At 69.3% G+C, this 16163-nt stretch carries 10 protein-coding genes; all 10 read right to left on the bottom strand.

Annotation, left to right across the window (positions count from 1 at the left end; translation table 11 throughout):
* Positions 1 to 15: 15 nt before the first annotated feature.
* The gene (locus OG329_RS01410; RefSeq protein WP_405791962.1) at positions 16 to 1326 is read right to left on the bottom strand and encodes an MFS transporter; all 1311 of its coding nucleotides are present in this window, start codon (positions 1324 to 1326) and stop codon (positions 16 to 18) included.
* 543 nt (positions 1327 to 1869) lie between these two features.
* Complete coding sequence (locus OG329_RS01405; protein ID WP_405791960.1) at positions 1870 to 4191, bottom strand: FdhF/YdeP family oxidoreductase; 2322 nt, start codon at positions 4189 to 4191, stop codon at positions 1870 to 1872.
* A 16-nt stretch (positions 4192 to 4207) separates the two neighbouring features.
* Positions 4208 to 4720 carry an SRPBCC family protein gene (locus tag OG329_RS01400; protein WP_405791958.1) on the bottom strand — a complete coding sequence of 171 codons (513 nt, stop codon included), beginning with the start codon at positions 4718 to 4720 and terminating at the stop codon, positions 4208 to 4210.
* 303 nt (positions 4721 to 5023) lie between these two features.
* A complete protein-coding gene (locus tag OG329_RS01395) occupies positions 5024 to 6172 on the bottom strand; it encodes an ROK family transcriptional regulator (RefSeq protein WP_405801608.1) in 1149 nt (382 codons plus the stop codon).
* 193 nt (positions 6173 to 6365) lie between these two features.
* Positions 6366 to 9485 (bottom strand): alpha-mannosidase, encoded by a 3120-nt coding sequence (locus OG329_RS01390; protein WP_405791956.1) that lies wholly within the window; start codon positions 9483 to 9485, stop codon positions 6366 to 6368.
* Positions 9478 to 11466 carry a DUF2264 domain-containing protein gene (locus OG329_RS01385; RefSeq protein WP_405791954.1) on the bottom strand — a complete coding sequence of 663 codons (1989 nt, stop codon included), beginning with the start codon at positions 11464 to 11466 and terminating at the stop codon, positions 9478 to 9480. The genes OG329_RS01390 and OG329_RS01385 overlap by 8 nt, the downstream gene beginning before the upstream one ends.
* Complete coding sequence (locus OG329_RS01380; protein ID WP_405791952.1) at positions 11463 to 13094, bottom strand: substrate-binding domain-containing protein; 1632 nt, start codon at positions 13092 to 13094, stop codon at positions 11463 to 11465. Before OG329_RS01380 ends, OG329_RS01385 begins: the two co-directional genes overlap by 4 nt.
* A gap of 2 nt (positions 13095 to 13096) precedes the next feature.
* A complete protein-coding gene (locus tag OG329_RS01375; RefSeq protein WP_405791950.1) occupies positions 13097 to 14041 on the bottom strand; it encodes a carbohydrate ABC transporter permease in 945 nt (314 codons plus the stop codon).
* A complete protein-coding gene (locus tag OG329_RS01370; protein WP_405791948.1) occupies positions 14038 to 15015 on the bottom strand; it encodes an ABC transporter permease in 978 nt (325 codons plus the stop codon). The genes OG329_RS01375 and OG329_RS01370 overlap by 4 nt, the downstream gene beginning before the upstream one ends.
* 120 nt (positions 15016 to 15135) lie before the next feature.
* Positions 15136 to 16140: a hydroxyacid dehydrogenase gene (locus OG329_RS01365; protein ID WP_405791946.1), complete on the bottom strand. Its 1005-nt coding sequence runs from the start codon at positions 16138 to 16140 to the stop codon at positions 15136 to 15138.
* Positions 16141 to 16163: the final 23 nt, after the last annotated feature.

Here is a 16163-nt window from a genome sequence, read left to right as displayed (position 1 = left end):
GGCTAGCTCTGCTGATCAGGCCGCTTCTCGGTCTCCCCGCCCGCGGGTGATCAGCCATACGCAACCCAGGCTGAGCAGCGTGACTCCGGTGAGATACAGGGTGATGGGTGTCGTGGAAGCCCAGTTGTTGTAGAGGGCGGTGGCGACGGTCGGGGCGATTCCGCCGCCCAGGATGGACCCGAGCTGGTAGCCGAGCGAGGCCCCGCTGTAGCGGATCTCGGCGCGGTAGAGCCCGGAGAACAGCGCGGCGATGGGTCCGTAGACGATGCCCATGAACACCGCCGTCGCCAGGAGGGCGAGCAGGATCAGCGCCGAATCGGCGGTGTTGATCAGCGGGAACAGCGCGGCCGCGCACCCCACGAGACCGATCGAACCGACGGTCAGTACCTCGCGCCGGCCATGTCGGTCGGAGAGGGCCGACGCCCAGGGTATGACCGCGAGCCACACCCCGGACGCGATGAGGGTGAAGGTGAGGATCAGATTCCGGCTCAGGCCGAGTACGGCGGTCGAATACGACAGCAGATAGGACATGAAGATATAGCCCACCGCGTTGATTCCGATGAACGCCCCGGCGGAGAGCAGGACTTCCCTCCAGTGCTCCCGGAGCACGGCTATGAAGGGCATTCGGTGCTCGGAACTCGATCGCCGTACGGCCTTGAATTCATGGCTCTCGGAGATGGTGAGCCGAATGACCAGACCGGCCACCACCATGACGGCGCTCGCCAGGAAGGGAACTCGCCAGCCCCAGTCCAGGAAAGCTTCGTCGCTGAGGTTCGTCGTCAGGCCCAGGAAGACCAGATTGGCGATGATGAGGCCGCCCGGCACGCCCATTTGCGGGAAGCTGCCGTAGAAGGTCTTCTTGCGTTCGGGGGCGTGCTCGACGGCCATGAGGACGGCGCCGCCCCACTCTCCGCCGACGCCGATGCCCTGGATGAAGCGCAGGGTCACCAACAGGATCGGTGCCCAGACGCCGATCGTGTCGTACGTGGGCAGCAGCCCGATGCCCACGGTGGCGAAGCCCATGGTCAGCAGGGAGATGACCAGCATGGACTTACGGCCGACCCGGTCCCCGAAGTGCCCCATGACGATGCCGCCGAGGGGGCGGGCGAGGAACCCGACCGAGTAGGTGGCGAAGGAGGCCAGGGTGCCGGCCGCCGGGGACACGGAAGGGAAGAAGAGTGGTCCGAAGGCTATCGCGGCGGCCATGCCGTAGATGAAGTAGTCGTACCACTCGATGGCGGTTCCGATGAAGCTCGCTGTCGCTACCCGAAGCGGCCGCATGGTTTTCTCCGGGGTCGTACTGGTGGGGCTTCGGTCGATGGTCACGGCTGTCTCCCGGCAGGGTGAGTTTTGCCACCGTCGCGATGACTGGGCTGCGGCAAAAAGGGGTTCATCCGCGAAATCTGAGGGTGTCTCAGAGCTGTTTTCGCGCACGGCGGCGAGAGGCTCCGGGCATGGTGGTGCCACGCTCCGGGGATTCCGGCCTGTTACCAGGGTGGAGCTGCCGACCGAACGATTGGTCGTCTGGTGTCGGGTAAGTAAAGGGAGACCCGTAAGCCGTGTCAAGACACCTGGACGAAGGGATACTTGGGCGGCCGGAGCGGTCCCGTGGGAGACGGTCGGCCGAACCCTGGCGCTCCGGACGTGGCGATGCTACGTTCCGAACTGGAGATGAGTTCTCCACTTGCCGAGGGGGCTAAGGGGGCTCACATGGCTGCGCGCGGCGGGTTCGGCCGGTGTGTCCACGGCCATCGCGCTCAAGTCCACTGCGACAGAGGCGAAGTGACGACGCGTCAGTTCACCGGGTGCCCGTCGCCCACGGCCGACGCCGACGGCTTCACCGTCGACATCGGCGGCGACGACCGAGCGTCATCGCTGGACCGTGGTTCCCTCACGTACCGGCTCCAGCCGGATCACGACGCCCTTCGACGTCGGCGTGTTGCTGACGTCGGCCACACTGTCCAGCGGCACCAGCACATTGGTCTCCGGGTAGTACGCGGCGGCGCAGCCGGCCGGGGTCGGGTAGGCGACCAGCCGGAAGCCCTCGGCGCGGCGCTCGACGTCGTCGTGCCAGACGCTGACCAGGTCGACCTGGTCGCCGTCGCGCAGGCCGAGCGAGTCCAGGTCGCCCTGGTTGACCATCACGATCCGCCGCGAGCCGTGGATGCCGCGGTAGCGGTCGTTCGTGGTGTACGGGACGGTGTTCCACTGGTCGTGTGAGCGCAGCGTCTGAAGAATGAGATGCCCTTCGGGGGCGGTCAGCATCTCGAACGCGTTGCGGGTGAACAGCGCCTTCCCGACCTCGGTGGGGAAGATCCCTTCGTTGACCGGGTTCGGCAGCAGGAAGCCACCGGGCCGGACCGCTCGCGCGTTGTAGTTGTCGAACCCCGGTACCACCCGGGCGATACGGTCCCGGATCGTTCCGTAGTCCGCCTCGAACTCCTCCCAGGGCACGTCCACCCGGTCGCCGAGTGTTCTGCGGGCCAGCCGGCACAGGATGGCCACCTCGCTGAGCAGATGCTTCGAGGCGGGCTCAAGGCGTCCGTGGGAGCTGTGGACCTCGCTCATCGAGTCCTCGACGGTGATGAACTGCTCCCCGCCCGCCTGGATGTCCTTCTCGCTGCGGCCGAGCGTGGGAAGGATCAGCGCCGTATCGCCGCAGACCATGTGCGAACGGTTCAGCTTGGTCGAGATCTGCGCGGTGAGACGGCAGCCGCGCAACGCGCCCTCGGTGACCTGGCTGTCGGGAGTGGCCCGTACGAAGTTGCCCGCGAGGCCGAGGAAGAACTTCACCCGCCCGTCGAGCATCGCCCTGATGGAATTCACCGTGTCCAGACCGTGCGCGGCCGGGGGCTCGAACGAGAACTCGCGGCCCAGGGCCTCCATGAACGCTTCGGGCATCTGCTCCCAGATACCCATGGTCCGGTCGCCCTGTACGTTGCTGTGGCCACGCACCGGACACGGCCCGGCCCCCGGCTTGCCGATGTTCCCGCGCAGCAGCAGGAAGTTCACCACCTCCCGGATGGTGGCCACACCGTGCTTCTGCTGGGTCAGTCCCATCGCCCAGCAGACGACGACGCGTTCGCTCTCGAGGACGGCGTCACGCAGCCGCTCGATGTCGGCACGGGTCAGTCCGGTGGCGGTGAGGACGTCGGGCCAGGAGACCGTTGAACGGATGTGCTCGGCGAACTCCCCGAAGTCCTTGGTGTGCGAGTCGATGAAGGCGCGGTTGAGCACGGTGCCGGGCGCGGCGTCCTCCGCCTGAAGCAGCAGCAGATTCAGCGCCTGGAGGAGGGCGAGGTCACCGCCGAGCCGGATCTGCAGGAACTCGTCGGCGATCACGGTTCCGGGGCCCACCACACCGCGCGGGGTCTGCGGATTCTTGAACCGCGTCAGGCCCGCCTCCGGCAGCGGGTTGACCGCGACGATATGGCCGCCCCTGAGCTTGCACTCCTCCAGCGCCGAGAGCATCCGGGGATGATTGCTGCCGGGGTTCTGGCCCAGGATGAGAATCAGCTCGGCGTGGTGGAGGTCCGACAGGCTCACACTGCCCTTGCCGGTGCCCAGCGTCTGGTGCAGAGCGGCGCCACTCGACTCGTGGCACATGTTGGAACAGTCGGGGAGGTTGTTGGTGCCGAACGCGCGGGCGAAAAGCTGGAGGGTGAAAGCCGCCTCGTTGCCGGCCCGTCCCGAGGTGTAGAAGACCGCTTCGTCGGGTGAGTCCAGGCCGTGCAGCTCGTCGGCGATCAGCCCCAGCGCCTCGTGCCAACTGATCGGCTCGTAGTGGTCGGAGCCCGGCCGCTTCACCATGGGTTCGGTGAGCCGCCCCTGCTGATTGAGCCACCGGTCCGATTTGCCGGCCAGCTCGCACACCGAATGACGACGGAAGAAGTCGGCTGTGACCCGCCGTGTGGTCGCCTCGTCATTGACGTGCTTGGCGCCGTTCTCGCAGTATTCGTTACGGTGCCGGCTCCCCGGCTTGGGGTCCGCCCAGGCACAGCCGGGACAGTCGAAACCCTCGACCTGGTTGATGTGCAGCAGCGTCACGGCGGTATTGCGGGCCGAGGTCTGCGAGAGGGAATAGTTCATCGCGTGCGCGACAGCGGGAACGCCCGCCCCCCACTTCTTGGGCGGAGTGATCTCAAGTTCGTTTTCGCCAGGTTCCTCGGTCGGTCGCGGTCGCCTCTTCACCAAATAGCCTTTCGCCTCAGCCTGTCGGCCAGTTGGGAACCTGCGGATGTTTCTGTCCCGAGTTCGGCCGGACACGGCTGTCGCTGATCGTGCCGCGCCACTCGCCGGTCTCTCGCCCCTGGCCCTCGATGTATTCCTTGAAGGATTTGAGGTCGTCGCGCACCCGGCGACGAACGACGCCCAGCGCGTCACCGGCGCGCTCCACGAATCCGTGCGGTTCGTAGGTGATCCGCAGCGTCACCCGTACACATTCCTCGTCGAGTTCCACGAATGTCACGGTGCCCGAATGAACGGGCCGGCCCAGGCTCCGCCAGGTGACCCGATCGTCGGGGCGCTGCTCCACGATCTCCGCGTCGAACTCATGGGTCATCGGCCCGAGTCGGGTCACCCAGTGGGTCATCGACGACTGCGGCCGGTCGATACGTCGCACCCCGTCCATGAAACGGGGGAAGCTCTCGAATTGCGTCCACTGGTTGTACGCCACGCGGATCGGAACATCCACGTCGGAGGAAGCCTCGATGATGCTCATGAGTGTCCCGATTCCCCTCCGCGCCGGACTGTGGCACAAGACCGAAAGAGGCCGGACGGGAAAGCCCGACATAAGCAGCCTAGGGAAAGTCGGCCGGATTCGCCCTTCGAGGACCGCCGATGCGCCGTCCGGCACGGATGGCGCATCCGGGTGGCATCGCCCCATGTTCTGGGATTGATTCGTTCTCGCATTTCGAACCCCAGTGCCGGCCGGTGGTCCGGCCGGTTCCGGCTTCTCTCTGGTGGAGATGCGCGTCATGGCCCCCGGCCCACCCGCCCCCGTACCGCCCGGCCTCGCAGGGGTTCACCCCAGCAGCAGCGACCTGGGCTGGGCGGAGAGCGCCTGGTCGAGGACCAGGGACGCCGCTCCCACCGCCGCCACGTTCTCGCCCAGTGTGGTCGACAGGACCGTCGTCGGATGGGTCGCCCTGACGAACGGTGAGCGCGCGACCATCGGCTCGATGGTCGCCAGCAGACGGTGCGCGAGTACGAGCCATGTCGGCCCGCCGAAGACAATGGTGTCGACGTCCAGCAGCGTCCCCGCGGCACAGACTCCCCGGCCGATGCGGATGGCCAGGCGCTCGATGATGCCGTCCGCCTGTGCGTCCCCCTCGGCGGCGAGCCGCGCCAGCCGCTCCAGACCGCGCTGGGCGTCGGCCGGATCCAGCACCGTGTACTCGGCACCGAGCACACCCAGGGCGATGGCCTCGTCCACGAGCGTCCGCGTCGAGCAGGCCGCGCCGAGTCCGCCGACCTCGCCCGCGTTCCCGGAGACACCGCGCAGCACGGTGTCGTCCACCACCAGCCCCATCCCGGAGCCGGTGCCGAGGTAGAAGAAGAGCAGATTGCGGCTCTCGGTGGCCGCCCCCGCCCAGCGCTCCGCCACGACCGCGGCCGTGACGTCCTTGTCGAGGAGCGCCGGGAGCCCGGTCGCCTCGCTGAGTCGGTCGCGCAGCGGGTAGCTGCCCCAGCCGGGCAGCTCCGGCGGATCGACCACCCAGCCCGCGGCCGCGTCTATGGGCCCCGGCGCGGCGATGCCCAGGCCCAGAACCCGCGTCTCGTCGATCCCCGACTCCGCCACGAGCGAGCGCACCGAGGCGGCCATGTCCGCGACCGTTCCGTCGGTGTCACGGCCACTGGGGGTCCGCTGGCTGCGATGGCCCACCACCGTGCCGAGAAGATCCACCAGGACGCAGGTGATCACAGCGGGGTCCAGATGGACCCCCACGGCGTAGCGGGACGTCGCGACGATCTCGAGGAGGGTACGGGGCTTTCCACTGCCCGTGTTCTGCTTCCCCGATTCACGGGCCACGCCCTGGTCGAGCAGCCGGCGCGTGATGTTCGAAACGGTCTGCGCGGACAGGCCGGTGGCCTGGGCGAGTTCGACCCGGCTCAGACCCGCCGGGTGCCGGCGGATCGCGTCGAGAATCACCGACTCGTTGAAGTCCCCCATGCGCGGCAGATTGGTGCCGCGCCGGATCGTGCGCTTCTCGGATCTCACAGGGTTCTTCTCAGGTCTCACTGTGTTGGTGGTCAACGTGCCTCTCCCCGCCTCGGGTGAGCGGCGGCCGTACTGCGCCGCCGCTCCGAAGGCAACAGATCGTTGGAATGGTACGACGTGGGCGCGTGCGCGGGCCGCGCCGTGCTCAGCCGTCCGAGGGTTCGGACGACCTCCCCTGTTCCAGCGCGGGACGCAGCCGCAGGGTGCGGATCTGGAAGGGCCGGAACCGCAGGTCCACGGATCCGTCGTCACAGGTGAGGGCCGGCTCGCGCTCCGGCTGCTCCAACAGGTCGCAGTCGAAGGCGGCGGCGAGGGGAAAGCCCGCGGACAGACGAGCCGAGACCGCTCCGCCGCACGCTTCGTACAGACGTACCACGATGTCACCGCCGCGGTCGTCCGCCAGCTTCACCGACTCCACGACCACATCGGTGGTGTCGATCCGGACCAGGGGCCGGGCGTCGGCCGGGGCGGGGCGCAAGGGCAGATTCAGCGCGTAACCTCCGGCGATCGCCTCCTCGATCCCCGCCCCCGCCAGCAGTGCGTAGCTGAAGCTGTGCCGGCCCCGGTCGGCCCCCGGGTCGGGGCTGTGCGGGGACCGCAGGAGGGAGAGCCGCACCGTCGTGGTGGTCCCGCCGCCGTCGCGTGTGTCGCGGCCGACGTCGTGCCCGTAGGTGGAGTCGTTGAGCAGGGCGGCGCCCCAGTGCCGCTCGCCGACATGCACCCAGCGGTGCGCCCACAGCTCGAAGCGTGCCGCGTCCCAGCTCGTGTTCTCGTGGGTGGGCCGCTGCACATGGCCGAACTGGATCTCGGCGCTCTCCCGTTCCGCGTGCACGTCGAGCGGCCAGGCCGCCTTCAGTACGGTGTCGCGCTCCTGCCAGTCGATGTCGTTGCGGACGGTCACCTGCCGGCTCTCGGCGGCGATCTCGATGTGCTGGACGAACCGCGAGGATCCATGGGCGCGTTCGACCCGGACCGACGCCAGCAGCGGTCCTTCGTCCACCAGAGTCACCGACTCGGCCTCGTCCAGATCGCGCACGGTGTCGCGGTAGTACGAGTCGATGTTCCACGCCGACCACAGATTGGGGTCGTCGGGGTGGAGCTGGAGGAGGTTGCCCGCGGCGCCGGGCGCGATCGCCTCGCGCCGTGCCGAGTGGTCGTAGACCGAGGTGAGCAGGCCGCGCCGGTCCACGACGACCGTCAGTACCCCGTTGTCGATGACGAACCCCGCGTCCCGGGCGCGGGCGGTGACAGCTCCCCGGGGTGTGTCCGCGCTCCCGCCGGAGGCCAGCGGCGCGACCTCGGCGAGGACCGCCGTACGCCCGTCGGACAGGCGCTGCCCGCCGGTGAACCCGGCGTCGGCGACGACCGCGACCTCGCGGCGCGCGTACGGTCCGGCGTTGAGGAGCGCGGGTTCTCCGGGCAGACGGCCGACCGCGTCGGCGATCAGCGCTTCGAGTTCGGCGTGGATCTGCGCGTACTCGCGCTCGGCCTGCCGGTGCACCCAGGCGATGGACGAGCCGGGCAGGATGTCGTGGAACTGGTTGAGCAGGACCCGCCGCCACAGCGACTCCAGTTGCTCGTACGGGTAGGGCGCCCCGGCCTGGACGGCGGCGGTGGCGGCCCACAGTTCGGCCTCACGCAGCAGCGCCTCGCCGCGCCGGTTGCCGCGCTTGGTGCGGGCCTGGCTGGTGTAGGTGCCGCGATGGTTCTCCAGATACAACTCGCCGCGCCATACGGGGAGTTGGTCGCGCTCGGCACGGGCCGTCGCGAAGAACGTGTCGGGAGCCTCGACCACGACCTTGGGCGAGCCCTCGAGGTCGCGCAGCCGGCGGGCCTTCTCCAGCATCGAACGGGTGGGCCCGCCACCGCCGTCGCCGTAGCCGAACGGGACCAGTGAGCGGGTCGCCACCCCCTTGTCCGCGAAGTTGCTCTCCGCGTGGGCGAGTTCGGCCGCAGTGAGTGAGGCGTTGTAGCTGTCGACGGGCGGGAAGTGGGTGAAGATACGCGTCCCGTCGATGCCCTCCCAGTCGAAGGTGTGGTGCGGGAGCTTGTTCGTCTCGTTCCAGGAGAGCTTCTGGGTGAGGAACCACCGGGCCCCGGCCAGCTTGGCGAGCTGGGGGTAGGCGGCGGTGTATCCGAACGAGTCGGGCAGCCAGACACCGTGCTGCTCGATGCCGAACTCCTGCGCGAAGAAGCGCCGCCCGTAGACGAGTTGGCGGGCCAGCGCCTCGCCGCCGGGGAGATTGCCGTCGGCCTCCACCCACATGCCGCCCACCGGGGCCCAGTTGCCGTCGGCCGCCGCCTTCTTCATACGGGCGAAGATCTCCGGGCGCTGTTCCTTCATCCAGGCGTACTGCTGCGCGGAGGAGCAGGCGAAGACCAGCTCCGGGTACTCCTCGGCCAGCGTGGTCATGTTGGTGAACGTACGCGCGCACTTGCGGACGGTCTCGCGGACCGGCCACAGCCACGCCGAGTCGATATGGGCGTGGCCGACCGCGGCGAGCGTGTGCGCCGAGGCGTGCGCGGGCCGCGACAGTACGTCGGCGAGCCGGCGCCGGGCCTCGGCCGCGGTGCCCGCCACATCGCCCGCGACGATCGCGTCGGCCGCGCGGCGCAGCGCGTACAGGATCTCGTGGCGCCGGGAGGAGCCGACCGGCAGCTCGTGCATCAGCTCGTCCAGCACCTCGATGTCGTGGATGAGGTGCCATACGTCGTCCTCGCGCACCGCGATCTCGGCCTGTTCCAGCCGGTAGATGTGCTCGGTGCCCGCCGTCTGAAGCGAACCGTGGTGGATGTGCAGACCGGCGCTGGCGACGATGGGCGGGTTGGCGGCCAGCTCGATCAGCAGGTCGACCCGGTCGCCGCCGGTGGCGGAGTCGGCGAGCAGCACGCTGCGGCTGTACGGGTGCAGGCCCTGGAGCGGAGCGCCCTGGGCGTCGTGGACCAGGCCCTCCGCCTGGCCGCCGGGCCCCTTGGTCAGATCGAACCCGAGGTCGAAGACGGCCTCGACCCGGCGCCCCGACCACTCCTCGGGTATGTCGGCGCTCGCCCGCATCCAGGTCGTCGCCCACGGACCGCCCCAGGTCGAGCCGAGGGTGAACGGCTCGTAGTCGGCACGCAGGGCGTCGGACACGGGGACCGGTTCGCCGTCGACGTGCCAGGTGCTCAGTGTGAGGGGGCGGACGGCGCTGTAGAGGGCGGGGCGGACCACCCGGTCGAGCAGCTTGCGGATCCGTGTCTCGATGATCCGGCGGTCGTCATGCACGGTGCTGGTCCTTCCAAGGGCCGTACGCGGTGGGGGAGTCGGGGCCGGGAGCGGGGAGCCGGACGGTGTCCCGTACGCCCTGCGGCCAGGCCACGTCCACGAGCAGGGTGGTGCCCTCGGCACCGGTGGTGACCTCGGGCAGGGCGGTGGGATCGGCGCCGCCGAGGTGGACGAGGGCGATGTGTACGGTGCCGTGGGCGACGGGACCCGCGCTCTCCACGACGGGTGTGGCGGAGGCGGCGCCGAGGGCGTTGCTGTCGGTGCCGGTCACCACGGAGGCGTTCGGCAGGCCCCGCGCGCCGACGACGAGGGAGACCAGGCCGCCGACGCCCTCGACCCGGGCGGTCCCGCCGTCGACGGGGCCGGGCGCGGGCGCGGAGCCCGTATCGACGGCGAGCGCCCAGCCGCCGATACGCAGCACATGTCCGGCCCCGGGGTCACCGTCGACGCGCACGGCCCGTACCTCGACCGAACCGCGCAGCGCGGAACCGACCGTGATCCACGGGCCGAGCCGGTAGTCGGTGTCGGGGCCGCCGAACACATCCCAGGTGGCGTCGTCGAGCCAGTGCGCGCGCGAGCGCGAGACGGCCGTGGCACCGTCGATGGAGATTCTGGTGGCGGGGCGCCGGTGGGAGGCGCGGCCGGCCGCGTCCAGCAGCACGACCGCGTTGTCGAGCGGGTCCGCCCGCGCGCCGCCGCCCGGGACGGTGGGGTCGCCGGGGGTCTCGGCGGCGGTGTGGGTGGAGTAGGCGAAGCGCGCGTACGAGGGGTCGTCGGCGTGCGGCCGTGCCGGGTCGGTGTGGTCGCCGCCGTGGTTGACGACCCGTACGACGCCGTCCGACGCGGTGCCGGAGACGAGCCAGCCGGGTGCGGCCAACGCCCGCCCGAAATCGCCCTGTTCGACGGCGAGCCCGGTCGCCTCCTCGGTCCACACGGGATGGTCCGGCGGCAGGGCGAGACCGATGAAGCCCTTGCTCGCCCAGTACGGGGACGCGGGCCCCGAGTAGACCTGGAGGATGCCCCGGTAGGGCCGGTGCCAGCCGAGGGTGAGCAGCCCTTCGTCGTTGACGGCCCCGTGCTCGGTGAAGTGGTCGAGCATACGGGTCGCGATCTCCCGGGTCTCGCCCGGCGCCAGCGGGGTGGCGTCGAACAGGGCGCCGGTCCACACCGGCGCCAGTGCCGCGTGCCGGTAGGTGAGCGAGCGGCCCTGGATCAGCGGTGAGCCGTTGGCGCCGACGAGCAGCCGCTGGTCCTCGAGGAACCGCCGCAGCCGGTCCCGGTAGCGCTCCAGCAGCCCGTCGGGCGCCGCGTCGCCGAGGATGCGGCAGAACCACAGCGGGTACAGGTGCATCGCCCAGCCGTTGTAGTGGTCGAAGTTGCGGTGCCCGGCGCCGGTGAGGCCGTCGGAGTACCAGCCGTCGCCCGCGTACCAGCCGTCGGTGAGCGCGATGGTCCGGTCCAGGTCCTGCTGGCGCCACCGGCCTCCGGCCGTACGGGCGAACGCCTCGGTGATGCCCTGGAACCAGATCCAGTTGTTGCCGGGCATCAGGTCGCCGACCATCGGGGCCAGCCAGTTGAGGATCCGTTCCCTGACCACTTCGTCGAGGCGGTCCCAGATCCACGGCCGGGTCTCGTGCAGCGCCAGCGCGACGGACGCCGCCTCCACCTTGGCCTGGTTGCACTCGGCGAAGGTGGGCCAGCGGTCCGGGTTCGAAGGGTCGGTGCCGGCGGCGAGGCCGGCCGCGTACCACCCGGCGAGGTCGTGCGGGTCCGCGCCCGCCGCCCCCGCCAGCCGGAAACCGGCCAGCAGGAACGTGCGGGCGAACCCCTCGAGGCCGTCGCTGTGGGCGCCGCTGTGGCTCGGCGTACCTGGCAGGTGGATCAGTTCGTGCCCGGCGGCGGCGTACGGCCGTACGGCGAGCAGCATGCGGTCCGCGGTCTGCTCCCAGTGCGCGCGGGCCTGCGAGGGGGTGCGGTTCATGAGTTACGGGCCTCCCATGCCTGCTCGTACTCGGCGCGCATCTGGTCGCCCGCCTTCTGCCGCCAGTTCTTCACCGCGCCGTCCCACTCACCGAGGTCGTCGCGGCCCTGCATGATGCCCATCCGCAGGCTGTCGAGCGTCGCGAAGAACAGCTTGGACATCTTGGCGTCCGTCGCCGAGTACAGCGCCTCGGCGGGGTTGGGGATCAACCGCTTGACGGCTTCCTGCTGGAAGGCGTACTGGTCGGGCACGATCTCCGGCTTCTGCGGGTAGTAGAGCGTGAACGGCGAGTCGGTGGCGAAGATCGTCGGCAGATACGTCTCGGCCGTGCCCTGCGGCGTGGGGATCGGATCCGATCCCTTCAGGGTGTGGTCGGGGCCCCGCACGCCGTACTTGCGCAGCAGATATCCGTCGGTGCCGAAAGGCGCGGCGAGGGCGTTCATGGCACGCAGGATCTGCTTTATGCGCGCCTTGGGGGCCTTCTTGACGATGAGCGTGGCGTAGTTGGCCCGGCCCTGCCACTGGCCCCCGGTGGTGCCGGCGTCCCAGTCGGGCGTCAGCATGTAGCCGATGTCCAGGCCCTTGGAGACGGCCCCGTACGTGGTGTACAGCTCGTTCCACGCCACGGGAGCGTCGGGGTGCATGACGATCTGGCCGTTGCCGAACCACTCCTTGAACTTGCCCTTGATGGCGAAGGCGTCCGGGTGCATGACGCCCGCCTTCTTGAGCTGGTTCACCGCGTCCATGGCCTGCTTGCACTCATCGGTCTCCCACTGGTGCGTGAATCTGCCCCGCTCCTCGCGCCACCAGTTGGGCGCGCCGAGCATCTGCATCACGAGGTTCCATGTGGTGACGGGGTCGCCGAGGGCGTACTGATGGGCCTTGGGGTCGGTGATGTCCTTGCAGAGCTGGACGAACTCGCGCCAGGTCTTCGGGTTCGGGTCGAGGTCCTTCTTCTTGAACAGGTCGAGCCGGGTGTAGAGGGGGCCGCCGGAGACCGGGCGGGGCATGGGGAGGGCGTAGATCCCGCCGTTGCGTACGCAGGGGCGCCAGGAGTCGGTGGGGATGTTGGCGAGGTAGGGGTAGTCCCGGATGTTGTCGCCGGACAGGTGCGGGGTGAGGTCTTCGAACAGGGTGTACAGCATGTCCGGGGTGGCGGCGCTGTTCTGGTCCGAGGGCAGCATCAGCATCGTGTCCGGCAGGTCGCCACCCGCGAGCGTCACCGCGAACTTCTGCGGATAGTCACCGACCGGGGTGATCTCGAAGTTGATGTCGCAGCCGATGTACTTGTTGAGGGCCTGCCACATCACGTTGTTCTCCACCGGCGGCGGCACCGGGTTGAAGATCAGGTTCATGATGCTGATGCCGGGGCCCTTGGCGGGCGGGCCGTCCGGGAACGCCTTGGGCGGATCGGCCGGGAAGCGCTGGTAGCCGGCGGAGACGCCGTCCTGCGTGGCGGGCATCGACGTCGCCACGCCCTTGTACTGGATGTACGTGGGCAACGTCGCGTTCGCGTTGGCCAGTTGGGCGGGCCTGGGCTTGAAGTCGCCGCAGCCGGTGAGGGCCAGTCCGGCGCCGACGCCGAGGGTCGAGGCGAGGAAGCCGCGGCGGTTGAGTGGTGGCTTCATGGTCATCCCTTCACCGCTCCGATCATGACGCCCTTGTTCATATGGCGCTGAACGAAGGGGTAGATGAGCACGATCGGCACGATCGACAGTACGAGGATCGCCGCCTGGAGCGACTGGGCGGGCGGCACCGGCGCCCCCGCGGCGACGTCGATCTGGCCGCCGCTGAGCGAGGCGTTGTTGACCACGTAGGTGCGCAGCACGAGCTGCATGGGCCACTTGGCCGCGTCGTTCATGAACAGCAGGGCGTTGAAGAAGGCGTTCCAGTACGTCACGGCGTAGAAGAGGCCGATGACGCCGATGGACGCCTTGGACAGCGGGATCACGATTCTGGTGAGGATCGACCACTCGGACGCGCCGTCGATACGGGCGGCGTCGATCAGCTCACGGGGCAGGCTCATGAAGAAGGAGCGCAGCACGATCACGTTGAACGCGTTGATCATGGTGGGCAGGATCAGTGACCAGTAGCTGTTGATCAGGCCGAGCTGTTTGACCATCAGATAGGTCGGGATGACACCCGGCACGAACAGCAGGGACATCAGCAGCAGCATCAGCACCGGCTTGTGCCCGAAGGAGCCGGGCCGGCTCAGCCCGTACGCCAGCATGATGGAGGTGACGAGGCTCAGCGCGGTACCGACCACGGTGACCCCGACGCTCACCGTCATCGCCTTGGACACCAGGCCGCCGGAGAGCAGCGCCGAGTACGACTCGAAGGACGGGTTGTCGGGCCAGAGCACGAAGCCACCGGCCTTGGTGATCTGGGCGGGGTCGGCGATCGAGGTCGAGATGATCGCGAGGAAGGGCACCAGGACCAGGAGCACGCAGACCAGCAGGAGCAGCGACTTCAGGGCGCGCCACGGCGGGGAGCCGGGGCTCTCGCCGGGGATGGCGCTGTAGGAACCGCGCTGCTTCCCGCCGCGTACGGGGCGGGTCTCAGACATCGTTGTCATGATCGGTAGACACCTTCTTCGCCGAACAGATGGGCGACCTTGTTGGCGCCCAGCACGAGCAGGATGCCGACCACGCCCTTGACCAGGCCGACAGCGGCGGCCACACCCCACTGCCCGCCGACGACACCGTTGTTGAAGACGTAGGTGTCCAGTACCTCGCTGCTGTCCAGGCCGACGGCGGTCTGCTGGAGCAGGATCTGCTCGAAGCCCACGGACAGGGCGTCGCCGAGGCGCAGGATGAGCAGCAGGATCACCAGGCCGCGCAGGGCGGGCAGGGTGACGTGCCAGGTCTGCCGGAAGCGGCTGGCGCCGTCCATGGCGGATGCCTCGTAGAGATTGCTGTCGACGCGCGAGAGGGCCGCGAGGAAGAGGATGGTGCCCCAGCCGGCGTCCTTCCAGATCACCTGGGAAGTGATCAGTGTCTGGAAGAAGTCGGGGTTGCCGATGATGTTCCAGGTGCCCAGGTCCTGGGCCTGGAGGAACAGGTTGAGCATGCCGGTGCCGCCCAGCATCTGCTGGAACAGCGCGACGATGACCACCCAGGACAGGAAGTGCGGCAGGTACAGGATGTTCTGCACCCACCTCTTGACCCGTTCGCTGACCAGGCTGTTCAGCGCGAGTGCCAGCACGATCGGCACCGGGAAGACGAACACGACCTGGATCAGGGTGAGTTGCAGGGTGTTGACCAGCGCCTTCAGGAACTGGTCGTCGCCGTTGAAGATGACATCGAAGTTGTCCAGGCCGCTCCAGGGGCTGTGCATGATGCCGATGAACGGCTGGTAGTCCTGGAACGCGATGATGTTGCCCAGCAGCGGGATGTAGTGGAAGAGGAGCAGTACCACGATGCCCGGTATGAGGAACCAGAACAGGGCCTTGTCCTGGTGGCTCTGCGGACGCAGCCGCCGCAGTCGGCCCTTGTCCGTCTGCCCGGCCTTTTCGGCCGTGCGGACGGCGGGTTGGTCAAGCGTTGTCATGATGTGAAGCCCTTTCACCGGGAGGCGGGCGTCTTCGGCCACTCCCGGGTTGGCAAGTCGTGCGGAGTTGAGGCGGTCCTGCCTCCTTGTCTGTGTCGGTGTACGTACTCGCGCCGCCCGTCAGGCCAGGCGCGCGAGTGCTTCGCGGGTGACCTCGCCGAGCAGCGGCTCGCCCGCCACCCATCGGGCGACCTCGCTGACCGCGTACTGCCCGAGCCTTCGTACCTCGCTGCCCTGTGCGCCCGCTATGTGTGGCGTGACCAGCACATTCGGCAGAGACAGCAGCGGATGGCCCGGCGGCAGTGGTTCGGGGTCCGTCACATCGAGGTACGCCTCCAGCCGGCCGGACGCGCATTCGGCTGTCAGCGCGTCCGTGTCGACGATGGCCCCTCGGGCGGTGTTGATCAGCGCGCCCCCGTCGGGGATGAGCGCGAGCGTCGTGGCGTCGAGCAGGCCCGTGGTCTCGGGCAGGAGCGGGGCGTGGACGCTGACCACCGCCGAGCGCGCGCACAGATCGGCGAGCGAGACCCGCTCGGCGCCGAGCCCGCGCGCGTCGTCGTCCGTGACGTACGGATCGCTCAGCAGCACCCGGAATCCCGCGTCGGACCTGGCCAGTTCGGCGATGACCCGGCGCCCGATACGCGAGGCGCCGATGACGCCGACCGTGAGCCCGTCGGCGCCCCGGCGGTCGGCGAAGTCCGGCCATCCGCCCGCGTAACCGGCCGCCGTCGTCAGCGTCCGGCGCGCGGCCAGGGTGATGAGGGCGACGGTGCAGGAGGCGACGGGACCCGCGTTGGCGTCCGCCGCCGACGACACGACGATCCCGCGCTCCCAGAGCGCGTCGCCGACGATCGGCTTGACGGTGCCGGCGGCGTGCATCACGGCCCGCAGCCGGGGCGCCCCCGCCAGGACATCGGCCGTCAGGCGGGGGCACCCCCAGCCGCTGACAAGGATCTCCGCGTCGGCGAGCGCGGCCCTCAGACCGGCCCCGGCGGCGTCCGGCGCGAGCCGGACCAGCGCGGACAGCCGGGCGCGCTGGTCCGGCGGCAGTACGAGCCCGGCGGTACCGGGGTCCATGACGCATACCGCCCTGGGGCGTTCGGGGTGTTCGGCTCCGGCTGTCATGAGCGGGCGCTTCTTTCCTCATG

The organism is Streptomyces sp. NBC_01506 (genome assembly GCF_045040295.1).
Classification (GTDB): domain Bacteria; phylum Actinomycetota; class Actinomycetes; order Streptomycetales; family Streptomycetaceae; genus Streptomyces.
This window is presented reverse-complemented; position numbering and strand designations above follow the sequence as displayed.